This is a genomic window from Xanthomonas sp. 3793 (assembly GCF_024806835.1).
GTDB classification, from domain to species: Bacteria; Pseudomonadota; Gammaproteobacteria; order Xanthomonadales; family Xanthomonadaceae; genus Xanthomonas; species Xanthomonas arboricola_F.
The window spans coordinates 42,539-65,172 of sequence record NZ_JANTYU010000003.1 but is presented as its reverse complement, the minus strand read 5'-3'; the positions used below and the strand labels follow the sequence as shown (position 1 = coordinate 65,172).

Below are 22,634 nucleotides of genomic sequence, written 5' to 3'. Positions count from 1 at the left end.
TTTCAGTGTCCGGTTTCGCGCCCTGGGCGATCGGATCTGAACGTTTCAACTGCGCCACGATCCTGCAGGGTGACGAACACCTGTTTGCCATCGCTGCCACCGAAGGCGACGTTGCTGGCCTTGCGGCCCTTGAGCGCGATGGTGCGCAGCAACTTGCCCGCCGGCGAGACCACCGCGATCTGCCCGGCATCGTAGCGGGCGATATATAGATTGCCGTCGGCATCGCAGCGCATGCCGTCCATGCCGAAATCGGGGAAGGCGATCAGCAGGCGCTTGTTGCGCAGGCTGCCATCGTCTCGCCGGTCATATACCCACACCTTGCGCGAGACGCTTTCGTTGACATACAGGCGCTTGCCGTCCGGACTGACGTCCAGACCGTTCGGCGTGGTCATGCCCGATTCCATCAGCTGCACCGCACCATCGCGACGGATGTGCCACAAGCGCCCGCTATTGTCCTTCCAGTTCGGGTCGCTGGCATAGAAACTGCCATCTGGCGCCAGCGCCAAGTCGTTGGGTCCATCGGAATCGGGCAGCGAGGCGAAGGTGCTCACCACGCGCGTCTGCAGGTTCACTTGCAGGATCTTGTGGCCGGTGTAATCGGCGACGTACATCGCGCCATCACGAAAGCGGATGCCGTTGCCGGTACTGCCGGCAGGCAAGGTGACAAACACCTCGGCAGTTGCGCTGCCGTCTGCTTGCAGCGCGATGCGCGCGATGGTGCCGTCCTTGCCCAGATTCACGGCGTACAGCGCGCCATCCGGGCCTGCTGCCGGGCCTTCGGCGTTATGCGTGAATGCGCCATCGCCAATCAGGTCGCGTGCAACAAACGGGGTGTCGTCGGCGATGGCGAGCGAACTGGACAATAAAAACGCCAGTGGCAGTAGCCGGCGGCGGGCGGCAATGGTCATGCGCAGTGCTCCAGATGTGATCGTTTGCAGTGTGCCAGAACATGCAGCCCGACCATGGCGATGATCACGTGCGATCAAGTAAGGTGCGCGGGCAGTACCGGACCAGGGCAGCTGGGCAATGCTGGCGTGTGGCCAGGCAGAGGTGGTCGATGCATGCCGATGTCGTGCGCGCATCGCAACGTCCATCGCGCTGACGCTGCCTGCATGATGCCGCTGGTCAACGCCGGTCGCTATTCTCTCTACGAAGGAGGTTTGCATGTCTGTGGAATCCTTGACGCGTCGCCGCTTGCTTGCCGCCTTCGGCAGTGCGGGCATCCTGCTTGGCGCACCTGCATGGGCGCTGCCGAAAAAGAAGCCCGGAAAGCCGCTCAATGTGGCCCTGGCCGGGCTGGGAAGTTATGCCGGCGAGCAACTCGCGCCAGGCCTGGCGTTGACCAAGCACTGCAAACTGGCCGGTATCGTGACCGGTACGCCGTCGAAGATTGCGCCGTGGCAATCCAAGTACGGCATTGCCGATCGCAACGTCTACAACTACGACAACTTCGACCGCATTGCCGACAACGACGACATCGATGTGGTCTACATCGTCACACCGACCCACATGCACGCACCGCTGGCACTGCGTGCGGCGGCGGCCGGCAAGCATGTGTGGTGCGAAAAGCCGATGGCGATGCACGCAGGCGAATGCGAGGCGATGATCGCGGCCTGCAAGCGCAACAAGGTGGCGCTGACGATCGGCTACCGCATGCAGCACGAACCCAATACGCGGCGGCTGATTGCAATGGCCAGCGAGAAGCCGTTCGGCGCGATGCAGCGAGTGCGTGCCGAGGCCGGCTACAACGGTTATCGCGATACGACCAAGGCCGATCGCCCGTGGCGGCTGCGTTCGCAATTCGGTGGCGGTGCGATGTACGACATGGGTGTGTATCCGCTCAATGCCGCGCGTTACACCGTGGGTGCCGAGCCGCTGGCAGTCACCGCCAGGCGCTGGACCGATCGTCCCGAGTTGTTCGATGAAGTCGATGAGCATATGGATTTCACGCTGGAATTTCCCAATTCCGTGCGTGCGGCATGCAAGACCAGCTTCGGCGCCAACATGAATGTGCTGCGTGCCGAATGCGAGCGTGGCTGGTACGAGCTGTCGCCGTTCCAGAGCTACCAGGGCGTGACCGGCAAGGCCAGCGACGGCCGCGTATTCGACGCCAAGGTGCCGCATCAGCAGGCCTTGCAGATGGACGAAGACGCATTGGCGATCATCAATGGCACACCGTTGCGTGCACCGGGCGAAGAAGGCCTGCGGGACATCCGCATCGTCGATGCGATCTATCGCTCCGCGCGCGAAGGCAGCAAGCGCATCGTGCTCTGATCGCGCCTGGCTCCGTCATCGACGGAGCAGGCCCGCCCAAGCCAGGCGAGCAGGCGGGGAGGATGGCGGGCGCACCCACCCGCCACGATGAAGCACCCAAAGCCCGTGCAGTTCACTACCGAAAGCGTCGCCAGCGATCCCGCCGCCGGTCCCCGGCTTTTACGATTCCCGATTCCCGATTCCCGATTCCCGATTCCCGATTCCCGATTCCCGAATCCCGGCTCTCAGTCCCGCATCGCCAGCACGGTGATCTCTTCGCGATCGTGATACAGCTGCTTGGCACGTACGGTCAGCGATTTTTCGGCCTGCTGCTCGAACAGGTCCAGGCACAGGCGCGTCTCGTCCCAGCGCTTTTTCATCGGCAGCTTGAGGTTGAAGATGGTGTGGCGGCACCAGCCTTCGCGGATCCATGTGGCCATGCGCTCGGCCACGCGGCGCGGTTGCTCGACCATGTCGCAGACCATCCAGTCCAGTGCTTGCGCAGGCCTCCAGTGAAAGCCGTCGGCGCGTAGATGCTCGACCAGGCCGGTTTCCAGCACATGCTCGCGTAGCGGGCCGTTGTCGACGCTGGTGACATGCAGATGCTGGCGCGTCAGGACCCAGGTCCAGCCGCCGGGAGCGGCGCCCAGATCGGCCGCGCGCATGCCGGGTTTGACCAGGCGCTCGCGCTCCTCGGGCGTGAGCAGGGTGAGCAGTGCTTCGTCGAGCTTGAGCGCCGAGCGCGACGGTGCTTCGGGTAACAGTTTCAGCCGTGGAATGCCCAGCGGCCACGGCGCGCTGTCGTCGGCATCGGCCACCGCCAGCAAGGCGTGGTCGCCATCGAGAAAACACACGTGCAGGCGCGGCAGACGCGGCTGCGGCTTGTCGGTGAGCAGGCCGGCCTTGCGCAGTGCCGGCCGCAGCGCGTTGCCGAAGCTGCGCGCCAGGCCAGCGAGCGGTTTGCCGGCGTCCGAATCCGGGTGCTCCACCCACAGATCGCCAAAGCGCGCCTGCCCTTCCAGCGCGGCCAGGATCGGGGTGATACGGTCTTTGGGGTCGATGCCCTTGAGCTCGGCAAGCACCACCAGCTTCTGCCGCGCAAAGATCAGTTCGCGCCAGTGCAGTTTTGCGGCCAGTTGCGCGGGCTCATCGCAGACGAACAGTACATAGCCATCGTTGCGCTGGGTGCGTGCATAGCCGGCGATGCCGACGAATGCGGCGCGCGCGCTCAGTTCGGCGGCCAGCTCCGGTTCAAAGCCCTGGCGGCAATAGCAGAGCAGCCCGCTCATCGCGGCGCTCGCGGCGAGCGGTCAATAATGGTCACCGCCGCCCTCGCCGTAACTGCGCAGCACCGCACAGGCGTGTTCGCGTTGTACATCGCGGACCACCTCGATGCCGCGGCGGGTGAGTTCGCCCACCCAGTCGGCAGGCAGCGGGCCTTCGTCGAATTCGGTCAGTGCCATCACGTCTTCGGCGCGCGCGCCAATCAACAGGCGGTCGATCCCGGCCCACACCGTGGCGCCATAGCACTGGCAACACGGCTGCGCGGAAGTGGCCAGCGTCACCGGCGACAGCACATCGTTCAAACGCGGCGTCTGCAGGCGCTGCTGCGCGAGCATGTAGGCCATGTTTTCGGCGTGCGCCAGCGAGGTGGTCTGCGGCACCACGCGATTCACCGCCGCAGCGATGATGCGGTGGTCCGGGCCGAACACGACCGCACCGAACGGGCCGCCGCTGCGCTCGCGCACATTCATTCGCGACAGGTCGATTGCCAGCGCCACCTTGTCCTCGTCGCTGGGATAGGCGCGGCTGTCGTCGACATGCGCGTGGATCCAGTCGGGCAGCGTGAGGTGGACTTGCGCGTAGAGCATCAGTGGACCATTTCGGTAGAAGGGGGAGCGGGGCGCAGTGTATCGGCCTGGGCGTCCTTTGCGGCACATTGCCCGGCCACGCACTGGCAGGCGCTGATCTCGCGGAAGCCGCACACGCTCATCATGCCGCTGGCCTGGCACTGCGCCTGCACGCCCTTGGGATCGGTGGCGCTGTTGACGTTGACGCAGGCCGGGAATGCGCCGCAGCAGTTGCCGACGTTCTTTACCGTGCAATCGGCGTCGGTGCGGCAGGTGGTCGTCACGGTGATCGGTTTGCCTGTTGCCGGGCCGCTTGCCGAGCCGGTCGCCGGAGGCGGCGTGGACGTCCCGGCCTGTGGTGCGGCCACACAGCCGATCGACACAAGGCAGGCCAGCAGCACCATCGTGCTCAGACACCGGGATAACAGACGGGACATGCGGCCGCTCCGATCAGGACAGGTGAGCGGCCATGGTAAGCCCCGGATGCGCCGAATGTGGCGAGCGCTGGATCAGCCGTGGAAAACCCGGGGATCCCTGTCCTGCGCGCGTTGCGGCGGCTGACTCTGGCCAGGGCTTGGCATGTGATCGAAATACGCCTGCGGCGTCCGTGCAGTCAGTGCTGTCTGCGCAGCGCCCGGTTGCAGCGTGTGGCAAGGTCCAGTTGCTGCATGCTTTCGTCGCGGCGATCGCTGGGCAGATCCTCATCTGCCCGCCCCGGAACAAGCGTGCAGAACACCTCGGCCGGAGTCGTCGCGTTCGAGACTGGCAGCTGCGGCGAGCAGGCCGTCAGGCCGATCGACAGCGAAAACACCGCGCTGCGCAACGTGTTTGCGGGTGAGCGTAAACGTGGTTGTGGGAGGCACATGGCGGCGTTGTTGGCGGACACAGCCTGCAATCTAGGCCAATGGGTGCATCAGCTGCCGGCGTCATTTCGCTTCCGCATGCAGTGCTGCGCACCACAGCACGCCGACCAGCAGGCAGGCGATGGCGGCCAGCTCCAGTGGCGTGGGCAGGCGCATTTCCCAGGCAAAGCCGTACAGCAGCGCAAAGATCGTTTCGAACACGATCATCTGCCCGACCAGGGTCAGCGGCAGCACGCGGCTGGCCCGGTTCCACAAGGCATTGCCGATCACCGAGGCCAGGATGCCCAGCAACAGCGAAATGCCCCAGAAACCTGCCCAGTCGAGCGGCGCATGTGGCCCGCTGCCGATCAGTGCGGCCGGCGCCAGCAACAGCGCCAATGCGCCGGTGACCACGCCGGTGAGCAGCGACCAGTCGCCACCTGACAGGTCGGGACGGCGACGCAACCAGCGTGCATTGGCGATCGAATAGGCCGACCACGAGACCAGTGCACCGACTGCGCACAGCAAGCCGGCAATGCGGGTGAGGCGGTCGTTCGCCTGCTGCCCGGAGTCGTCCTGCACGGTGTCCAGCGCGACCAATGCCACGCCGATGACGCAGAGCAGGCATGGCGCGGCGAGCCGCCGCAGTTGCACCGCGCCGGCGGCGCGCGTGCCGATGACGGTGACGACCACCGGCAGCAGCCCGATGATCAGCGCCGTGGCCGCGCTACCGGCCCACTGCACCGCGCTGCCGAGCAATACGTAATAAATCAGATTGCCCATCAGGCTCAGGCGAACCAGCGCCCACCCTTCGGCGCGACCCAGACGGGCAGCGGTCCGTCGCGCGCGCGGGGCCAGTACCAGCGCGGCCACCACGCCATACGACAGATAGCGCGCCACTGCCAATTGCAGCGGGGTGAACGCCGACAACAACTGCGGTGCCAGAAACACCAGCCCCCATAACGCGCCCGCACCGATGCCACAGGCCACGCCCATCGTCAGGCGCTCACGCATCGTGCTTCTCCTTTATGCAATGCGCTGCAGCGTGCAGTGCAGCGCTGCGTTGATCAAGCTCGCCGCTCGCACGCATGCCCGCGGCACTCTGTCCACAATGAAGCAGTCCACAGCGGTGCGCCCGCAAGCAACATGCCCGACGCGATCTTTCATGCCTCTCACGATCGTCCGCTTGCATGCGTCATGCAGGATGATTGGCCCCCGCATGCACGGGTGAGCGTCGTGGGCAACGACACCGCTGCGATCAGCAGCCGGACGGCCGCAAGCCGGTTGTTCGAACAAGGCGGGCGAACGATTCCATCTGCCCATCAAACAATCGGCGACGCCTGCCGTATCGCAGGCGTCGCCGACGTGGTTGCCGCGATTACTTGGCCCAGGTATCGCGCAAGGTCACGCTGCGGTTGAACACCGGCGTGGCCGCGCTGTGGTCGCGGCGGTCGGCCACGAAATACCCGGTACGTTCGAACTGAAACGCCTGCTCCGGTGCTGCCTGCGCCGCCGACGGCTCCACATAGCCGCGCACGCTGCGCTTGGAGTCGGGGTTGAGATAGTCGCGGTAAGTCTTGCCTTCGGATTCGTCGTCGGGCTTTTCTACCGAGAAAAGTCGGTCGTACAGGCGGATTTCCGCCTCCACCGCATGCGCCGCACTGACCCAGTGAATGGTGCCCTTGACCTTGCGGTTGGCGCCTTCCATGCCCGGACGCGATTCCGGATCCAGCCAGCCGCGCAGCTCGACGATCTCGCCGTCCGCGTTCTTGATCACCTCATCCACGCGCGCGATGCCCGCGCCACGCAGACGGATTTCGCCGCCCGGCACCAGGCGCTTCCAGCCCTTGGGCGGGACCTCGGCAAAATCCTCGCGCTCGATCCACAGCTCGCGCGAGAACGGCACCTCGCGCGTGCCGAAGCTCTCGTCCTTGGGATGATTGGAAAACTGCAGTGTCTCGGCATGGCCGTCGGGTAGGTTGCTCAGCACCAGCTTGAGCGGGTCGATCACCGCCATGCGGCGCGCCGCCGCGGCATCCAGATCCTCGCGCAGGCAGCCTTCCAGCACCGAGAAGTCGATCAGCGAGTTCTGCTTGCTGATGCCGACCCGGTCCACGAACAGGCGCATCGCCGCCGGTGTGTAGCCGCGCCGGCGCAGGCCCTGCAGCGTGTACATGCGCGGGTCGTCCCAGCCATCCACCAGCTGTTCTTCCACCAGCGCGGTGAGCTTGCGCTTGCTCATTACCGTGTAGTTGATGTTCAGGCGCGAAAATTCGATCTGGCGCGGCTTGGCGGCCTCGCGCGGCAGGCCCTTGTCCAGCAGCGGCTGCAGCAACTCCGGATGCCCGGCCAGGTCCACCTTGTCCACGCACCAGTCGTACAGCGGGCGGTGGTCTTCGAACTCCAGCGTGCACAGCGAGTGGGTGATGCCTTCCACCGCATCGCCCAGCGAGTGCGCAAAGTCGTACATCGGGTAGATCGGCCAGGCGTTGCCGGTGTTCTGATGCTCGACATGCTTGATGCGATACAGCGCCGGGTCGCGCAGGTTGATGTTGCCGCTGGCCATGTCGATCCTGGCGCGCAGCGTGCGTGCGCCATCGGGGAATTCGCCGGCGCGCATGCGGCCGAACAGGTCCAGGTTTTCCTCGATGCTGCGCTCGCGGTACGGCGAATTGCGGCCGGGCTCGGTCAAGGTGCCGCGGTATTGGCGCACCTGCTCCGCGCTCAGATCGCAGACGAAGGCATGGCCATCGCGGATCAGTTTCTGCGCAGCCAGGTAATACACCTCGAAGTAATCCGACGCGTGGCGCAGCTGCGCCCACGCGTAGCCCAGCCAGCGCACGTCATCCTGGATGGCGGCTGCAAATTCGGGGTCTTCCTTGGCCGGGTTGGTGTCGTCCAGGCGCAGGTTGCACAGGCCGCCGAACTCGGCTGCCAGGCCAAAGTCCAGGCAGATCGCCTTGGCGTGGCCGATGTGCAGGTAGCCATTGGGCTCAGGCGGGAAGCGGGTGCGGATGACCGTGTGCTTGCCGCTGGCCAGGTCCTCGCGAACGATCTGGCGGATGAAGTCTTTCTTCTCCGCCGGGGCGGTGGCGTCGGTGGCTGGAATCTCGGACATGCGGGGCATCGGCAATAAGTAAACCGCAAGTTTAGGCGGTGGCACCGGTTAGGGGTAGGCGGCGGGGGTGTTGCGCGCTCGGCTGATGCGGTTTACGGCGGCGTGAAGTGCCGGCAAGGCCCCCGCATCCCTGCCATCAGCGCACTTCGCTGGCGCAACGGGCATCCCCAAGGCCGCAAGCTGCGGCGAGCCGTCAGGCCGCCGCGAGGCTGCCAGAAGGAGTGCGGCTGCGCCCGGTCGGCACTGCTGGCGGTGGCCGGCCCCGACGCGTACGCTGCGCCGACCCTCTGCAGCGAGCAGCGCATGCCTTTGCCCCGCCTGGTGATCGGCGACAAAACCTTGTCTTCGTGGTCGTTGCGGCCGTGGCTGCTGCTGCGGCATTTCCAGGTGCCGTTCGACGAAGTTCGCCTGCCGCTGGATACGCCCGAGTTCCAGGCGCGCATCGCCGGTTATTCGCCCACCCGCAAGGTGCCGGTGCTGTGGGACGACACCCTGCATGTCTGGGACTCGCTGGCGATTTGCGAATACATCAACGAGCGCTGGCTCGACGGCCGCGGCTGGCCGGCCGATCTGACGGTGCGGGCCCAGGCGCGCGCGGCCGCGGCCGAAATGCATTCGGGTTTTGCCGCCTTGCGCATGCAGCTGCCGATGGATCTGGCGCGTCCGCCTGGTCCGGCGCAGTGGGATGCGGCGGCCGAATGCGACATCACCCGCATCCAGGCCCTGTGGGCCAGCCTGCGCGCCGAGCACGGCCATGCCGGCAGTTTCCTGTGCGGCAACTTCGGTATCGTCGATGCGATGTATGCCCCGGTTGCGCTGCGCTTTGCCAGCTATGGCGTACCGCTGTTCGAGGCTGCCGGCGATTACCTGGCCGCCCTGGATGCGCTGCCGGCGCTGCGCGAATGGCGCAACGGCGCAGAACGCGAACGCGCGGAGCGTGGCTGATGCAGGTTGCCTATCGCGCCAGCCATATCATCGATGCGCATCTGGCCAAGCACGCGCTGGAAGATGCCGGCATCACTTCTTTCGTGTTCGGCGAATCGCTGCTGGGCGGCGCCGGCGAATTGCCGGCCTTCGGCGTGCTGCAGGTGTGCGTGGCCGACATCCATCTGAGCCAGGCGCAAGCGGTGCTGGCCGACATCGGCCTGTGCGGGCAGGTCACCCGCGCGCTGTAGCGCAGCGCCAGTCGTAGGAGCGCACCCTGGCGCGACGGGCGTTACCGATAAAGCCTCGTCGCGCCCGGGCGCGCTCCTGCGACATGCACCATCATTCCGGCTGACGCCACCCTGGCGGCGCGGCCTCCGGCGCGGCCAGTGCGCGCAGGCGTTTGAACAGCACCGTGGTTTCGGCCACGTTCCACACCCGCAGCGCGACCTCGAAGGTGTCCAGTGGCTTGGTCAGGAAGTCCTTGGCGCCCAGGCCCAATGCGCGGTGACGCGCGCTGCGGCTGGGGTCGGCGGTGAGCACGATCACCGGCAGGAAATGCCCCGGGTCGGACAGCCGCGCCAGCTGTTCCAGCAGCGCATAGCCGTCCAGCTCGGGCATCTTCAGGTCCAGCAGGATCAGGTCGGGCGCGAACGCCGACACCAGCCCCATCACCCGTAGCGGGTCGGTGGTGGCGATGACCTGCTGGAAGCCTTCGCGCTGCAGCAGGTCTTCGAGCAGCCGGACATTGGCCGGCTCGTCGTCGACGATGAGAATGCGGGAGCCGAGGATTTCGTCGCGTGTCATGCCAGCAGCCCGTCGATCACGGTGAAGAATTCCGCTACATCGAGCGGTTTGGTCAGATACGCACGCACGCCTTGATTGCCGACGCGCGCCAGGGTGGCGGTGGTGGCATCGGCGCTGATCACCACCACCGGCACCTGTGCCGTGGCCGGCTGCGCCTGCAGCTCGCGCAGCAGTTCTTCGCCGTTGCCATCGCTCAGGTGCAGGTCCAGCAGGATCAGATCCGGAACGCCCTGCTGCAGCAGCTCGCGTGCCTGCGCCAGGCTGGCGGCTTCGAGCAAATGCCACTGCGGGCGACGCTCGGTGAGGGTGCGGATCAGCGCCTGGTTGGACGGGTTGTCTTCGATGCTCAGCAGCCGGCACACCCCGCTGCCGCTGGTGCTGGGGGGCAGCAGGGTGCGCGCCGGCTCGCTGCGCTGCGGCTCGCCCTGCGGCAGTGCGATCCAGAAGCGTGCGCCATCGCGGCTGCTGTCCACGCCGATCTGCCCACCCATCGCCTCGATCAGGCGCTTGCTCAACGCCAGGCCCAGACCGGTACCCTCCACGGCCGACCGCTCGGCGCCCAGTCGCTCGAACGGTGTGAACAGGCGCTCGATCTGCGCCGGCGTCAGCCCCGTGCCCTGGTCGGCCACGGTGATACGCACCTGTTCGCCATCTGCCTGTGCGGTGACCTGCACCTGGCCTCCGGGGCGATTGAACTTGACCGCGTTCGACAGCAGATTCAGCAGCACCTGACGCAACCGCTGCGCGTCGGCGCGGACCGTCCATGGCCCGTCGATGGCGGCCGGTTGTAACGCAATGCCGTACCTGTCGGCATCTGGCGCGATCAGGCCCAGCGCCTCGTGCACGGCTGCGCGCACCGCGATGGGTTCCGGGCTCAGATCCAGTTGATCGGCCTCGATCCGCGCGATGTCCAGCAGCTCGGTGATCAGCCCCAACAGGTGCCGGCCGGCGCCCAGGATGTGCTGCAGATGGCGGCGGGGACCGGGCTCGGGCAGATCCATTTCCAGTACCTGCGCATAGCCCAGGATCGCATTGAGCGGCGTGCGCAGTTCATGGCTGCTGCGCGAGAGGAATTCGGTTTTTGCGCGGTTGGCGGTTTCCGCCTCGCGCCGTGCCAGCTGCGCTTCGGCCGCACGTGCGGCCAGCAGCTCGCTGGCCTGCGCCAGGCGTTGACCGACCTGGCCCAATTCATCGCCGGCACGCGGCTGCGGTGCCAGCGGCAGGCCTTCGCCCAGTCGGTCGGCGTTGGCCGCCAGGGTGCGCAGCCGCCCGGACAAGGCCGAGGCGAACCACGCTACCGCGAACACCGCGCCCAGGCCACCGAGCATGGCCGCACTCAGGGTGATGATGAGATTGCGCTGACGCAAGCCCTGCGCCTTGGCGGTGCGCACCTGCAATTGCGCGGTTTCGTAATTGCGCAGCTCGCGCAGCTCGGCACGCAGGATGTCGAGCTTGTACTTGCCGTCCCAGAGCTGGCGGATCTCTTCCTCGCGGCTCAGATCCGGGGCCAGCAAGCGGCGCCAACCCTGCATTTTTTCCGCAAACAACGGCTTGATGCGCGCAAACCGCTGCGCCTGCCCCGGGTCGGTGATGCGTTGCGACAGGCGCTCGGCCACGCGTTGCAGCCGCGGTTCGGCATCGCGGTACGGGGTGAGGAATTCGTCGCGGCGCACCAGCCGGTAGCCGCGCACGCCGGCCGCAGTTTCGGCCAACAACGCATGCGCTTCGTACAGGTCGCTCAACACTTCCAGCGTCTGGCGCACGTCGTTTTCGGCGGCGATGTTCTGCCGCTCCACGCTGTAGATCGCCATCAGCGCCACCGCCAGCAACAACAGCGGCAGGGTCACCACCGCCAGACTCTTGCGGGTGATCGGCCAATCGTTCCAACGCACTGCCAATGCATTCATAGCGCGAGTCCGGCTTGGACCGCGTACACCGCGGCCTGGGTGCGATCTTTTACCTCAAGTTTCTGCAGGATTCGCTCCACATGCACTTTCACGGTGCCGGGAGAAATCCCCAGTTCAGCTGCCAGGGTGGCGTTGGTGAGCCCGCGCGGCAGCAGCGACAGCACCTGTTTTTCGCGCTTGCTCAGCGCGCTGAGGCGGTCGTCCTGTATCGGTTTGCGCCGACGCGTGGCGATCGGCTTGGCCGGTTCGGCCACCATCGCCGGCAACAACAGCGCGAAGGCCTGCAGCGCCTGCACGTCGTCGTTGCCGGGCGCGGGGCGGTTGTCGTGCCAGGCCACGCAGAGCATGCCGTGGGTCGTGCCCATCGCATGGATCGGCACCTTGGCTTCGCGCATGTCGCTGGGGCGCGGCGGCATCAGCCAGGCCGCTTCGTGGCCGTCACCGGCTGCACTGGCACCGGGCGGCAGTGCGCGTCCGCGGCTGGCCAGCACCTGCGCGCGCGGCCCGCGCTGCGCCAGCACGGCGCCGTGTTCCAGGCCCAGCAACAGCAGCACGCGGCCAAGCACTGCATCGCAGGCGTGCTCGGGCGTGTGCGCCTGACGCAGGGCCACGGCCGCCTCCCATAACGCCTGCCAGCGCGCGCTATCGGAAGCCTCGCGCCGCAAGCTCAGACGCCAATCGCCAGCATTGGTAGGGGTTTCCATGGATTCGCTCTAGGCCGATCAGCATATTTGAGTATATGCCACTCGGCAGAATTGTTGGGGTCGCTCGATTTCGATACTGAGCTCGCCCGCTGAGGCACCCCACCACAACCCAACGGAGATTTCCCATGCGTCGCACTCTGTCCTCTTTGGTTCTGGCTCTGGCTGCCACCCCGGCGCTGGCCGGCGGCGTCATGCACTACGCCGACAAGGCCACGCTGCCTGCTGGCGGCGAAGAGCGTGAAGTCGCTGCGCTGTTCGACACCTGGAACGCCGCGCTGGCCACGGGCAACCCGCACAAGGTGGCCGATCTGTATGCGCCCGATGGCGTGCTGCTGCCGACCGTGTCCAACGAAGTACGCGCCTCGCGCCAGCAGATCGAAAAGTACTTCGAGATGTTCCTGACCAAAAAGCCTCAGGGCGTGGTCAATTACCGCACCGTGCGCGTGCTCGATGACGACAGCGCGGTGGATGCCGGTGTGTACACCTTCACGCTGACCGACAAGGACGGTAAGAAGAGCGATGTGCAGGCGCGCTACACCTTCGTCTACGAAAAGCGCGACGGCAAGTGGCTGATCATCAACCACCACAGCTCGGCGATGCCGGAAGTAGACACGCGCGCGGCGGTCGCCAAGACCAAGTAAGCGCCGCATCGGCGACGGGTGCCGGCCGGGCAGGCTTGAAAGCTGCCGCGGCCGGCGCCATCCAGCAGGCAATCCTCACGATTGCGGAGTTGCACCATGCTGGGAATCGGCGCCTTCAAACAACGTATGCCACGTCCGGGCGAGGCACTGCCTGGACGCGAGCAAGCGCTGCCGTTGCATAACACGCACCTGATCAACGGTCACCCGTTGCGCGGGGAATTTACCGGCCTGGCCCAGGTGCAATTCGGGCTTGGTTGCTTCTGGGGCGCGGAACGCAAGTTCTGGAACGTGCCGGGGGTGTACACCACCGCAGTGGGTTATGCCGGCGGTGAGACACCCAATGCGACCTACTCCGAAGTGTGTTCGGGACAGACCGGCCATACCGAAGCGGTGTTGGTGGTGTACGACGAAGCGTCGGTGTCGTTCGCACAGTTGTTGCGCACGTTCTGGGAAAGCCACGACCCCACCCAGGGCATGCAGCAGGGCAACGATGTCGGCACGCAGTACCGCTCGGCCATCTACTGCACGACGCAGGCGCAATACGACGCGGCACTCGCCAGCCGCGATGCCTATCAGCAGCAGCTGGATGCTGCAGGGTATGGCGCAATCACCACGGAGATCCGTTTCCCGGCGCCGACGTTCTACTACGCCGAAGACGATCACCAGCAGTATCTCGCCAAGCACCCCAATGGCTATTGCGGGCTTGGCGGCACGGGAGTGAGCTGCCCGATCGGGCTGGATGCCTGACGGAAAGGCGGGCCGGATTGAAACGCTGCCAACCACGTGATCGTGGCAGCGCGCCGATGGCCAATAGTGACCGGCAGCGTTATCACGATCAGGCAGCGCATGGGAGTGCATGCCAGGCAACTTGAATGGCTACGTCGGAGACGACGTGGCCATCTTTTTTTGCGGCGTGCGCCAGACACGCCGCCGCCGCGTGTGGCTGAGCAACTAACCGGTGCAATTGCGGTCAATCACGACAGCCAACCGGTGCAATGAATCGGTGCGGCGAACCACTGCATCCGGCCAGCGCAGCCAATGTGCCAGGTGTGCCTGCATCCGTTGGATCAGACAAATTCGCCGGCAAACATGCCGCGCAGCTGCGTAAGCATGTCGGTACGTTCGGGATGCAGCAATCGCATGCAGGCCAGCGCAAAGCCGACCGGGCTGGTGCCTGGCGCAGTAATCACGCTGTCGGCGGTGACGACTTTTTCGTGGCGATACTGCGCGGCACCGGCATACGGCACCACGTGTTCCTGCAAAAACGCCAGCGCGTTGCTGGTATGGGCACGGTTGTCGAGCAGGCCGGCATAGGCCAGCGCGATGGTGGCGCCGCAGATCGCCGCGACCGGGCGCTGGTGCTGCACGCGCTCCACCAATAGCCCGCTCAAGCCCGGAATCTCGCCCGCCTGCCAGCGCTCGCTGCCGGGCAGGATCCATAGGTCGGCATCCAGCGGCGCCAGATCCGAGAGCGCAAATTCCGGAGTGATGCGCAGACCGCCGATGGACTGCACCGGCTGGCCATCGATGCTGGCAATGGCCACCTGGTCGCCAAACCATTCGCGCGCCGCTGGCAGCACCACGCCGATTTCCCAGTCGGCCACGCCGTCGACCATCACCACTGCAATGTTTGCCATTGTCCGTTACGCCAGTTGAGGTATCTGGATTCTAGGCAGTGCGCGTGCGGCGATTGTAAGCAAGGTGTGGAGATGCGCAGGGAGCGGGCGGTAGCGCGACCGGGTTCATCGGCTAGCCGAGCGGAGGCTGCCTGCGAGATAGGCGGGATAGCAGACGGTGGCCGCCATGTGCGAGGCACGCAGTGTGGATCGGATCCGTCGCGTTACCTGCGTTACCTCAACAGACAGCGTGTGCCGGCGCCGGGGAAGCGCGCCGAGCAGCGGTATCGACCTGCAAGCGGTGCATCGGATGCGCGGGCGGTGGTGTGCGAGCAGGATGAAAAAACGCTGTGCTGCGATCCTCGCTGCACTCCCGAACACGACAACGCCCGCAGCATCGGCTGCGGGCGCTGGTGGTCGTGCTTTTACGTCAGGACGATCAGCCGGCGAGCTTGTCGGCGATGGTCTTGCGCAGGGCCTGCAGGTCCTTGGCAAAGGTGTCGATGCCGCCGGCCAGCTTTTCGGTGGCCATCGGGTCGGCGGCCAGGTCGGTGGCGAAGCTGTCGCTGTTGATCGGGGTGATCTGCGCGTTGTCGGCAGCCGCTGGCGAGAGCTTGCGCGGCAACTGCCCGTGTTCGGCATCCAGCTTTTCCAGCAGGTCCGGCGAGATGGTCAGGCGGTCGCAGCCGGCCAGCGCTTCGATCTGCGCGGTGGAGCGGAACGAGGCGCCCATCACCACGGTGGACGAGCCGCGCCGCTTGAATTCGTTGTAGACGGTACGCACGAACACCACGCCCGGATCTTCGTCGATGCTGGCCGGGGTCTGGCCCTGGGCGACGTAGTAATCCAGGATGCGGCCGACGAACGGGGAAATCAGGAACACGCCGGCTTCTGCGCAGGCCAGCGCCTGGGAGCGATTGAAAATCAGCGTGAGGTTGCAGTCGATGCCTTCGCGCTGCAGCTGACGGGCAGCTTCGATGCCTTCCCAGGTCGCGGCAATCTTGATCAGGATCTTGTCTTTGGAAACGCCACGCTCGGCGTACATCGCGATGAACTTGCGCGCCTTGGCGATGGTGGCCTGGGTGTCGTGGGCCAGGTCGGCATCGACTTCGGTGGAGACACGGCCCGGCACCAGTTCGGCCAGCTTGACGCCCACGCCGATGGTGAGGCGGTCGGCGACCTCGTTGACGGTGGCGGTGCGGTCTTCGCCGCCGTGCTCGCGGCCCCAGGCCAGTTCGCGCTCGATCAGATCGGCATAGACCGGCAGGTCCAGCGCCTTTTTGACCAGGGTGGGATTGGTGGTGCAGTCGACCGGCTTCAGTCGCTTGATGGCGTCGTAATCGCCGGTGTCGGCAACGACCACGGACAGGTCGCGCAGTTGGGCAAGCTTGGAGGGGGATGCAGTCATGCGGGTTCTCTCGAATCGTGGAACGGGTCGTGGATAGGACGCAGCGCGCTACGTTAGCGCGCCGCGCGCTGGAAGTCGCCCGCGGCAGCGGGTTGATCGTGCACGGCCGTCACGCGCAGGCGCAGGTCGCGCCCGTCGGGCGTGCGCCAGTCGATGCTCTGGCCGACCGACAGGCCAAGCAGCGCACTGCCGACCGGCGCCAGCACCGAGATGCGGCTGTGCTGGACATCGGCCTCATGCGGGTACACGAGGGTGAGCGTATGCCGTTCGCCGTGCAGCTGGTCTTCGCATTCGATGCGCGAGTGCATGGTGACGACATCGCCGGGAATCTGGTCGGGCGGCAGCACGCGTGCGCGGCCCAGTTCGTCGCTCAGCGCGGTGGCGGCGGGGTGTTTGTTGAACGCGGGGGAATCGAGCAAGGCCTCAAGACGTGCGAGGTCGTGGCTGGAGACAAGAATCGATGGCGGCAAGCCGCTGTGATGTTGCGAAGTCATGGCACTCTCCTGACGAATACGGCTCGCCAACACGGCAAGCGGCATCGACAAGATGAGGGCACCGTCGGCCGATCCCAATACATGCTGCCCGGCGCAACGCTGGGACTGACTTGCGAAGGTCGAGGCGACGTTGCAGGGCGCCAGGATTGGAAGTCGATCAAGCGAGCGCTGCGAAAGAGGCTCATGGCACAGATGGCAGGAGCAACGCCTGCGCATCTAAGCCGCCAGATGGAAGCAGCCGCACGCATGAATCTGCAGCGGTGGAAAAACAACGGTGCAAGAAGAAAAAAAGGCGCCGCTTCCGCGCCGCCATTGTTTGTCATCTACAAATGTCGCCAAAAGCGGCCACAACCGTGGAACGCTTTTACGAATCCCGAATCCCGAATCCCGAATCCCGAATCCCGAATCCCTAAGCCGCAACCGCCTTGGGACCCGTCACAGGCTGCTCCAGCGTGAACAGGCTGTCCGGCAGTTCCTTGAACAACTGCGACAGTTGCTCCAGGAAGGCGGTCATCGCCGAGCTGCGACGCCAGGCCATGGCAATGCGGCGGCTGGGTTGTTTGTCTTCGCGGAAGCGGATCAGGCGGATGTTTTCCGAGCGGGCAACCGGCGGCTTGACTGCCAGCAGCGGCAGCAGGGTGACGCCGACATTGGCAGCCACCATCTGACGCAGGGTTTCCAGGCTGGTGGCCTGGAATTCCGACTTCTCCAACGCTCCTGCCAGATGGCAGACATCCAGCGCCTGTTCGCGCAGGCAGTGGCCGTCTTCCAGCAGCAACAGGCGCTGTTCGGACAGATCGTCCAGCGTCATGCTGTCGTGGCGCGCCAACGGATGGCCTTCCGGCACCGCCAGCACGAAGGGCTCCTCGAACAGGAACTCGGCATGCAACTGGTCGTCCTGCAACGGCAGCGCCAGCAGCGCCGCATCCAGGCGTCCCTCGCGCAACTGGTGCATCAGCTGGTCGCTTTTTTCCTCGATCAACAGCAACTCCAGGCGCGGGAAACGCTCGCGGATGCGCGGCACCACATGCGGCAACAGATACGGCGCCAGGGTGGGGAAGATGCCCAGCCGCACCGTGCCTGCTTCCGGGTCCTGGCTGCGCCGTGCGGCTTCCTTCATCTGTTCCACCTCGGCCACGATGCCGCGCGCACGCATGGCCGCTTCGCGGCCGGCCGGGGTCAGCATCACCTTGCGCGGGGCGCGCTCCACCAGCGGCACACCCAGCTCGTCCTCGAGTTTCTTGATCTGGGTGGACAGTGTCGGCTGACTGACAAAACACGCCGTCGCGGCGCGGCCGAAATGCTTGTGGTCAGCCAGGGCTACCAGATATTTCAGGTCACGCAGATTCATGTGCAGCAGCCCTCAAGGCGGTGACGGTTAACGACTGACGTGCGATGCAGCTTAGCGCCCGGCATGGCCGGGCGATGGCTGCGGTTGCGCTTATGCGGCTTGCGCAACGTTTTCGGCGCTGACCGGTGCGCTGGAGCGGATCAGGTGATCGAATGCGCTCAGGGCGGCCTTGGAGCCTTCGCCCATCGCGATCACGATCTGCTTGTACGGCACCGTGGTGGCGTCGCCTGCCGCAAACACCCCCGGCACGCTGGTCTGGCCTCGGTCGTCGATGATGATCTCGCCACGCGGCGACAGCTCCACCGTGCCGCGCAGGAACTCGGTGTTTGGCAGCAGGCCGATCTGCACGAACACGCCTTCCAGATCCACGTGCTGGATGTCGCCACCGGTGCGGTCCTTGTAGACCAGGCCGGTGACCTTCTGCCCGTCACCGAGCACTTCGGTGGTCTGCGCGCTGGTGATGATGCGCACGTTGTGCAGGCTGCGCAGCTTGCGCTGCAGCACTTCGTCGGCGCGCAGCTTGTCGTCGAATTCCACCAGCGTGACATGCGCCACGATACCGGCCAGATCGATCGCGGCCTCGACACCGGAATTGCCGCCGCCGATCACCGCCACGCGCTTGCCCTTGAACAGCGGGCCATCGCAATGCGGGCAATAGGCCACGCCCTTGTTCTTGTACTGGTCTTCGCCCGGCACGTTCATCTGCCGCCAGCGGGCGCCGGTGGACAGGATCACGGTCTTGCTCCTGAGCGAGGCGCCATTGGCCAGCTTGATCTCGATCAGGCCATCGGCACCGGCCGGGATCAGCTGCTCGGCGCGCTGCAGGTTCATGATGTCCACGTCGTACTGGCGCACGTGCTGTTCGAGTGCGGCGGCCATCTTCGGGCCTTCGGTTTCCGGTACCGAGATGAAGTTTTCGATCGACATGGTGTCCAGCACCTGGCCACCGAAACGCTCGGCGGCCACGCCGGTGCGGATGCCCTTGCGTGCGGCATACACCGCTGCTGCCGAGCCGGCCGGGCCGCCGCCGACCACCAGCACGTCGAAGGCGTCCTTGGCCGCGATCCTGGCGGCGTCGCGCTTGGCCGCGTTGGTGTCGAGTTTGGCGACGATCTGCTCCAGCGTCATGCGGCCCTGGTCGAACAGCTCGCCGTTCAAGTACACGGTGGGCACCGACATGATCTGGCGGGTTTCGACTTCATCCTGGAACCACGCGCCGTCGATGGCCACATGCTTGATGCGCGGGTTGAGCACGGCGGCCAGGTTCAGCGCCTGCACCACATCCGGGCAGTTCTGGCACGACAGCGAGAAATAGGTTTCGAACTGGTAGTCGCCATCCAGGTGCTGCACCTGCTCGATCACCTCGGCGGCAGCCTTGGACGGGTGCCCGCCCACCTGCAAAAGCGCCAGCACCAGCGAGGTGAACTCGTGGCCCATCGGCAGGCCGGCAAAGCGCAGCGAGATGTCCTGGCCAGGCGTGGTCAGCGCGAACGAGGGCTTGCGCTGGTTGTCGTCGCGGTGGATGTCCAGGCTGATCTTGTCCGAGAGCAACACCAGGTCCTCGAGCAGGTCGAGCATTTCGCGCGAGCCGGCGCTGTCGTCGATCGAGACATTGATCTGGATCGGCCGCGTAACCCGTTCCAGGTAGGCGGTCAGCTGGGTCTTGAGATTGGCATCCAACATGGAAAACTCCTGGGAATGGGCAAGGGGAGAGCGTGGCGTCGCTGCGCAAGCGCAGGTCGCCGGGGGAGGAAGGAGGTGAACCGCAGCCGGCGCATGTCGGGATGCGTGCTGGCGATGGCTGGCGTGCAGCCCGGCACCGGCTCCGGTTCACCCCCGGCCCGATGAACCGGACCAGGGATGCGCAGCGACTTAGATCTTGCCGACCAGGTCCAGCGACGGAGCCAGGGTCTTGGCGCCTTCCTTCCACTTGGCCGGGCAGACCTGGCCAGGGTTGTTGGCGACGAACTGGGCCGCGGTCAGCTTGCGCAGCGTCTCGGTGACGTCGCGGGCGATCGAGTTGTCGTGGATTTCCAGGGTCTTGATGACGCCTTCCGGATTGATGATGAAGGTGCCGCGCAGGGCCAGGCCTTCTTCTTCAATGTGCACGCCGAAGGCGCGGGTCAGCTTGTGAGTCGGGTCGCCGATCAGCGGGAATTGCGCCTTGCCCACGGCCGGCGAGGTTTCATGCCACACCTTGTGCGAAAAGTGCGTATCGGTGGTGACGATGTAGACCTCGGCGCCTGCCTTCTGGAACGCGGCATAGTTGTCGGCGGCGTCTTCCACTTCGGTCGGGCAGTTGAAGGTGAATGCGGCGGGCATGAAGATCATCACCGACCACTTGCCCTTCAGGCTGGCCTCGGTGACTTCGATGAAATTGCCGTTGTGGTACGCATTCGCCTTGAACGGCTGGACCTGAGTGTTGATGAGAGACATTGAGTTTCCTCGTGCGATGAAGGGGGGCGGGGGATGGAACAGTCGCCATGGTAGGCAGGATCGATAGATTTCTCAAATCGATTGATGGAATTGGATAGATAGTTTTTGGCTATCGATTTTGCAGACGGCATCTGCCGCTGCGGGTGGGCCGTCCCATCTCCGATAATGGTCGGCCGATGTTTCGCATGAGTGAATGATCCGTATGAGCGACGATCCTGCAGGCATCCCTGCCGAACAGCTGCTACGGCAGGCCGCGCTGCGGATCGACCGTCGAGACGCCGAACCGCTGCTGTTGCACGCGCTGGGCCGCGACCGCGCCTGGCTGTTCGCGCACGGCCGTGACCCGGTGCCGCCGACCATGGCGCAGGCCTTCGAAGCCTTGGTGCAGCGGCGGCAGGCTGGCGAGCCGGTGGCCTACCTGACCGGTTCGCGCGGGTTCTGGACCCTGGACCTGGCTGTCTCCACCGCCACGCTGATTCCACGTGCCGATACCGAAGCGCTGGTCGAGCTGGCGCTGGAGCGGCTGGAGCACACGCCCGGCCGCCGCGTGGCCGATCTGGGAACGGGCAGCGGCGCGATCGCCCTGGCGATCGCCAGCGAGCGGCCGCAGGCGCAGGTGATCGCCACCGACGCCAGTGCGGCCGCGCTCGCCATCGCCCAGCGCAACGCCGACAGTCACCGTCTATCGAACGTGCACTGCCGCCACGGCAGCTGGTTCGCGCCGCTGGCCGGCGAGCGCTTCGATCTGATCGCCAGCAATCCGCCATACATCGCGGCCGGCGACCCGCATCTTGCGCAGGGCGATCTGCGTTATGAGCCGGCCAGCGCGCTGGCCTCCGGCAGCGATGGGCTGGACGACATCCGTTCGATCGTGGCCGATGCGCCCGCGCATCTGCGCGCAGGCGGCTGGCTGCTGCTCGAGCATGGCTGGGATCAGGGTGCGGCCGTGGCCGAGCTGCTGCGCGCGCGCGGGTTTGCGCAGGTGGCCACGCATCAGGATCTGGAACAGCGCGATCGGGTGACGTTGGGATGCTGGGAGGCGGGCGCGACGCAATAAGGTTGTCTGCTGCAGTGTCGCTGACGGTGCAGTCAATGCGTGCCGGCGTGCCCGGGCACTCACCGCTGCGGGAAGACACGGCCGTTGGCTCCATCGTCGATCGCTACAATGCGGGTTTTCGCCCAGGACCGACGCATGCGCACGCTCTATCCCGAGATCACGCCCTACGAGCAGGGCAGCCTGAAGGTCGACGACCGCCACACGCTGTACTTCGAACAGTGCGGCAACCCGCAGGGCAAACCGGTGGTGATGCTGCACGGCGGCCCCGGCGGCGGCTGCAACGCCAAGATGCGGCGCTTCCACGACCCGGCCAAGTACCGCATCGTGCTGTTCGACCAGCGCGGCTCGGGCCGGTCCACCCCGCATGCCGATCTCACCGACAACACCACCTGGGATCTGGTCGCCGACATCGAGCGCCTGCGCACGCACCTGGGCATCGAGCGCTGGCAGGTGTTCGGCGGCAGCTGGGGCTCGACGCTGGCGCTTGCGTATGCGCAGACCCACCCGCAGCAGGTCACCGAGCTGGTGCTGCGCGGCATCTTCCTGCTGCGTCGTTTCGAGCTGGAATGGTTCTATCAGGAAGGCGCCAGCCGGCTGTTCCCGGACGCATGGGAGCACTACATCAGCGCCATCCCGGCCGACGAACATGGCGATCTGATCGCCGCATTCCATCGCCGCCTGACCAGCGACGACGAAGCCACGCGGCTGGCCGCCGCCAAGGCCTGGAGCGTGTGGGAAGGCGCCACCAGCTTTTTGCACGTCGACGAAGACTTCGTCACCGGGCATGAGGACGCGCACTTTGCGTTGGCGTTCGCACGCATCGAGAACCACTACTTCGTCAACCAGGGCTTCTTCGAGGTGGAAGGCCAGTTGCTGCGCGACGCGCACCGCATTGCCGATATCCCCGGGGTGATCGTGCACGGCCGTTACGATGTGGTCTGCCCGCTGCAAAGCGCCTGGGATCTGCACAAGGCCTGGCCGAAGGCACAGTTGCAGATCAGCCCGGCCTCGGGGCACTCGGCGTTCGAGCCGGAAAATGTCGATGCCTTGGTACGCGCGACCGACGGGTTTGCCTGAGCGACCATGTCGGACGCAGACGGGCCATGCCCTTGCATGACCCATAGGAGCGCGCTTGCGCGCGATGGGGCGCTACCGGTAAAGCCTCGTCGTCAGTAGGAGCGCGTTAGCGCGCGACAGGGCGTTACCGGTAAAGCCCGATCGCGCGC

23 protein-coding genes are annotated in these 22,634 nt (G+C 65.8%); 7 read left to right on the top strand and 16 right to left on the bottom strand.

Annotated elements, in window-relative coordinates:
• Positions 1 to 2 precede the first annotated feature (2 nt).
• Positions 3 to 908: an SMP-30/gluconolactonase/LRE family protein gene (locus tag FHY18_RS10740; protein ID WP_259154256.1), complete on the bottom strand. Its 906-nt coding sequence runs from the start codon at positions 906 to 908 to the stop codon at positions 3 to 5.
• Between the two features lie 256 nt (positions 909 to 1,164).
• Between FHY18_RS10740 and FHY18_RS10735 the strand changes: the two genes are divergently transcribed.
• Positions 1,165 to 2,274: a Gfo/Idh/MocA family oxidoreductase gene (locus tag FHY18_RS10735; protein WP_259154250.1), complete on the top strand. Its 1,110-nt coding sequence runs from the start codon at positions 1,165 to 1,167 to the stop codon at positions 2,272 to 2,274.
• A gap of 224 nt (positions 2,275 to 2,498) precedes the next feature.
• Here the strand turns inward: FHY18_RS10735 and rlmM are convergent, their stop codons facing one another.
• From rlmM to FHY18_RS10705, 6 genes are all read right to left on the bottom strand, one after another.
• Positions 2,499 to 3,542, bottom strand: coding sequence for a 23S rRNA (cytidine(2498)-2'-O)-methyltransferase RlmM (gene rlmM / locus FHY18_RS10730; RefSeq protein ID WP_259154249.1), 1,044 nt, complete (start codon positions 3,540 to 3,542; stop codon positions 2,499 to 2,501).
• A 21-nt stretch (positions 3,543 to 3,563) separates the two neighbouring features.
• The gene (locus FHY18_RS10725; protein ID WP_259154247.1) at positions 3,564 to 4,124 is read right to left on the bottom strand and encodes a nucleoside deaminase; all 561 of its coding nucleotides are present in this window, start codon (positions 4,122 to 4,124) and stop codon (positions 3,564 to 3,566) included.
• Positions 4,124 to 4,540 carry a hypothetical protein gene (locus FHY18_RS10720; protein WP_259154245.1) on the bottom strand — a complete coding sequence of 139 codons (417 nt, stop codon included), beginning with the start codon at positions 4,538 to 4,540 and terminating at the stop codon, positions 4,124 to 4,126. Before FHY18_RS10720 ends, FHY18_RS10725 begins: the two co-directional genes overlap by 1 nt.
• Before the next feature lie 176 nt (positions 4,541 to 4,716).
• Complete coding sequence (locus tag FHY18_RS10715) at positions 4,717 to 4,989, bottom strand: hypothetical protein (RefSeq protein ID WP_259155987.1); 273 nt, start codon at positions 4,987 to 4,989, stop codon at positions 4,717 to 4,719.
• A gap of 40 nt (positions 4,990 to 5,029) precedes the next feature.
• A complete protein-coding gene (locus FHY18_RS10710; RefSeq protein ID WP_259154243.1) occupies positions 5,030 to 5,959 on the bottom strand; it encodes a DMT family transporter in 930 nt (309 codons plus the stop codon).
• Between the two features lie 364 nt (positions 5,960 to 6,323).
• Positions 6,324 to 8,063: a glutamine--tRNA ligase/YqeY domain fusion protein gene (locus tag FHY18_RS10705; RefSeq protein ID WP_259154240.1), complete on the bottom strand. Its 1,740-nt coding sequence runs from the start codon at positions 8,061 to 8,063 to the stop codon at positions 6,324 to 6,326.
• Between the two features lie 303 nt (positions 8,064 to 8,366).
• On the opposite strand from FHY18_RS10705, the gene FHY18_RS10700 reads away from it, so the two are divergent.
• The gene (locus tag FHY18_RS10700) at positions 8,367 to 9,008 is read left to right on the top strand and encodes a glutathione S-transferase family protein (protein ID WP_259154238.1); all 642 of its coding nucleotides are present in this window, start codon (positions 8,367 to 8,369) and stop codon (positions 9,006 to 9,008) included.
• Entirely contained in the window at positions 9,008 to 9,238 is a 231-nt protein-coding gene (locus tag FHY18_RS10695) for a DUF2007 domain-containing protein (protein WP_259154235.1), read from the top strand. Before FHY18_RS10700 ends, FHY18_RS10695 begins: the two co-directional genes overlap by 1 nt.
• 91 nt (positions 9,239 to 9,329) lie before the next feature.
• Here FHY18_RS10695 and FHY18_RS10690 read toward each other — a convergent pair whose 3' ends face one another.
• The 3 genes from FHY18_RS10690 to FHY18_RS10680 are packed head-to-tail and all read right to left on the bottom strand — an operon-like array spanning position 9,330 to position 12,405.
• On the bottom strand, positions 9,330 to 9,794 hold the full coding sequence (locus tag FHY18_RS10690) for a response regulator (protein WP_104614945.1): 465 nt from the start codon (positions 9,792 to 9,794) through the stop codon (positions 9,330 to 9,332).
• Entirely contained in the window at positions 9,791 to 11,701 is a 1,911-nt protein-coding gene (locus FHY18_RS10685; protein ID WP_259154225.1) for an ATP-binding protein, read from the bottom strand. The genes FHY18_RS10690 and FHY18_RS10685 overlap by 4 nt, the downstream gene beginning before the upstream one ends.
• Positions 11,698 to 12,405, bottom strand: coding sequence for a response regulator transcription factor (locus tag FHY18_RS10680; RefSeq protein ID WP_259154223.1), 708 nt, complete (start codon positions 12,403 to 12,405; stop codon positions 11,698 to 11,700). The genes FHY18_RS10685 and FHY18_RS10680 overlap by 4 nt, the downstream gene beginning before the upstream one ends.
• A gap of 125 nt (positions 12,406 to 12,530) precedes the next feature.
• On the opposite strand from FHY18_RS10680, the gene FHY18_RS10675 reads away from it, so the two are divergent.
• Positions 12,531 to 13,046: an SgcJ/EcaC family oxidoreductase gene (locus tag FHY18_RS10675; RefSeq protein ID WP_259154217.1), complete on the top strand. Its 516-nt coding sequence runs from the start codon at positions 12,531 to 12,533 to the stop codon at positions 13,044 to 13,046.
• Between the two features lie 96 nt (positions 13,047 to 13,142).
• Positions 13,143 to 13,793, top strand: coding sequence for a peptide-methionine (S)-S-oxide reductase MsrA (gene msrA / locus FHY18_RS10670; protein ID WP_259154214.1), 651 nt, complete (start codon positions 13,143 to 13,145; stop codon positions 13,791 to 13,793).
• A gap of 320 nt (positions 13,794 to 14,113) precedes the next feature.
• Here the strand turns inward: msrA and FHY18_RS10665 are convergent, their stop codons facing one another.
• From FHY18_RS10665 to ahpC, 6 genes are all read right to left on the bottom strand, one after another.
• Positions 14,114 to 14,683, bottom strand: a complete 570-nt coding sequence (locus FHY18_RS10665; protein WP_259154205.1) for a type 1 glutamine amidotransferase family protein — start codon at positions 14,681 to 14,683, stop codon at positions 14,114 to 14,116.
• 418 nt (positions 14,684 to 15,101) lie between these two features.
• Positions 15,102 to 16,070 (bottom strand): transaldolase, encoded by a 969-nt coding sequence (tal, locus tag FHY18_RS10660; protein ID WP_259154202.1) that lies wholly within the window; start codon positions 16,068 to 16,070, stop codon positions 15,102 to 15,104.
• Positions 16,071 to 16,123: 53 nt separating this feature from the next.
• Positions 16,124 to 16,564, bottom strand: coding sequence for a nucleoside diphosphate kinase regulator (gene rnk / locus FHY18_RS10655; protein ID WP_055851460.1), 441 nt, complete (start codon positions 16,562 to 16,564; stop codon positions 16,124 to 16,126).
• Positions 16,565 to 16,973: 409 nt separating this feature from the next.
• A complete protein-coding gene (locus tag FHY18_RS10650) occupies positions 16,974 to 17,915 on the bottom strand; it encodes a LysR substrate-binding domain-containing protein (RefSeq protein WP_046964394.1) in 942 nt (313 codons plus the stop codon).
• Between the two features lie 90 nt (positions 17,916 to 18,005).
• Positions 18,006 to 19,598 carry an alkyl hydroperoxide reductase subunit F gene (ahpF, locus tag FHY18_RS10645; RefSeq protein WP_259154191.1) on the bottom strand — a complete coding sequence of 531 codons (1,593 nt, stop codon included), beginning with the start codon at positions 19,596 to 19,598 and terminating at the stop codon, positions 18,006 to 18,008.
• A gap of 189 nt (positions 19,599 to 19,787) precedes the next feature.
• Positions 19,788 to 20,351 (bottom strand): alkyl hydroperoxide reductase subunit C, encoded by a 564-nt coding sequence (ahpC, locus tag FHY18_RS10640; protein ID WP_259154190.1) that lies wholly within the window; start codon positions 20,349 to 20,351, stop codon positions 19,788 to 19,790.
• 202 nt (positions 20,352 to 20,553) lie between these two features.
• Here ahpC and prmC point away from each other — a divergent pair, with 202 nt between their 5' ends.
• Both prmC and pip read left to right on the top strand, forming a co-directional pair.
• Positions 20,554 to 21,408 carry a peptide chain release factor N(5)-glutamine methyltransferase gene (prmC, locus tag FHY18_RS10635; protein WP_259154189.1) on the top strand — a complete coding sequence of 285 codons (855 nt, stop codon included), beginning with the start codon at positions 20,554 to 20,556 and terminating at the stop codon, positions 21,406 to 21,408.
• A 135-nt stretch (positions 21,409 to 21,543) separates the two neighbouring features.
• The gene (gene pip / locus FHY18_RS10630) at positions 21,544 to 22,485 is read left to right on the top strand and encodes a prolyl aminopeptidase (RefSeq protein ID WP_259154183.1); all 942 of its coding nucleotides are present in this window, start codon (positions 21,544 to 21,546) and stop codon (positions 22,483 to 22,485) included.
• The last annotated feature ends 149 nt before the right edge of the window (positions 22,486 to 22,634 follow it).

Excerpts from the sequence above, each read along its gene's own strand:
- FHY18_RS10720 (WP_259154245.1), bottom strand. The coding sequence starts at position 4,540 with ATGTCCCGTCTGTTATCCCGGTGTCTGAGCACGATGGTGCTGCTGGCC.
- FHY18_RS10700 (WP_259154238.1), top strand. The coding sequence starts at position 8,367 with ATGCCTTTGCCCCGCCTGGTGATCGGCGACAAAACCTTGTCTTCGTGG.
- prmC (WP_259154189.1), top strand. The coding sequence starts at position 20,554 with ATGAGCGACGATCCTGCAGGCATCCCTGCCGAACAGCTGCTACGGCAG.
- ahpC (WP_259154190.1), bottom strand. The coding sequence starts at position 20,351 with ATGTCTCTCATCAACACTCAGGTCCAGCCGTTCAAGGCGAATGCGTAC.
- FHY18_RS10705 (WP_259154240.1), bottom strand. The coding sequence starts at position 8,063 with ATGTCCGAGATTCCAGCCACCGACGCCACCGCCCCGGCGGAGAAGAAA.
- FHY18_RS10675 (WP_259154217.1), top strand. The coding sequence starts at position 12,531 with ATGCGTCGCACTCTGTCCTCTTTGGTTCTGGCTCTGGCTGCCACCCCG.
- ahpF (WP_259154191.1), bottom strand. The coding sequence starts at position 19,598 with ATGTTGGATGCCAATCTCAAGACCCAGCTGACCGCCTACCTGGAACGG.
- FHY18_RS10680 (WP_259154223.1), bottom strand. The coding sequence starts at position 12,405 with ATGGAAACCCCTACCAATGCTGGCGATTGGCGTCTGAGCTTGCGGCGC.
- msrA (WP_259154214.1), top strand. The coding sequence starts at position 13,143 with ATGCTGGGAATCGGCGCCTTCAAACAACGTATGCCACGTCCGGGCGAG.
- FHY18_RS10740 (WP_259154256.1), bottom strand. The coding sequence starts at position 908 with ATGACCATTGCCGCCCGCCGCCGGCTACTGCCACTGGCGTTTTTATTG.
- FHY18_RS10695 (WP_259154235.1), top strand. The coding sequence starts at position 9,008 with ATGCAGGTTGCCTATCGCGCCAGCCATATCATCGATGCGCATCTGGCC.
- rnk (WP_055851460.1), bottom strand. The coding sequence starts at position 16,564 with ATGACTTCGCAACATCACAGCGGCTTGCCGCCATCGATTCTTGTCTCC.
- FHY18_RS10665 (WP_259154205.1), bottom strand. The coding sequence starts at position 14,683 with ATGGCAAACATTGCAGTGGTGATGGTCGACGGCGTGGCCGACTGGGAA.
- pip (WP_259154183.1), top strand. The coding sequence starts at position 21,544 with ATGCGCACGCTCTATCCCGAGATCACGCCCTACGAGCAGGGCAGCCTG.
- FHY18_RS10725 (WP_259154247.1), bottom strand. The coding sequence starts at position 4,124 with ATGCTCTACGCGCAAGTCCACCTCACGCTGCCCGACTGGATCCACGCG.
- FHY18_RS10710 (WP_259154243.1), bottom strand. The coding sequence starts at position 5,959 with ATGCGTGAGCGCCTGACGATGGGCGTGGCCTGTGGCATCGGTGCGGGC.
- tal (WP_259154202.1), bottom strand. The coding sequence starts at position 16,070 with ATGACTGCATCCCCCTCCAAGCTTGCCCAACTGCGCGACCTGTCCGTG.
- FHY18_RS10685 (WP_259154225.1), bottom strand. The coding sequence starts at position 11,701 with ATGAATGCATTGGCAGTGCGTTGGAACGATTGGCCGATCACCCGCAAG.
- rlmM (WP_259154249.1), bottom strand. The coding sequence starts at position 3,542 with ATGAGCGGGCTGCTCTGCTATTGCCGCCAGGGCTTTGAACCGGAGCTG.
- FHY18_RS10690 (WP_104614945.1), bottom strand. The coding sequence starts at position 9,794 with ATGACACGCGACGAAATCCTCGGCTCCCGCATTCTCATCGTCGACGAC.
- FHY18_RS10650 (WP_046964394.1), bottom strand. The coding sequence starts at position 17,915 with ATGAATCTGCGTGACCTGAAATATCTGGTAGCCCTGGCTGACCACAAG.
- FHY18_RS10735 (WP_259154250.1), top strand. The coding sequence starts at position 1,165 with ATGTCTGTGGAATCCTTGACGCGTCGCCGCTTGCTTGCCGCCTTCGGC.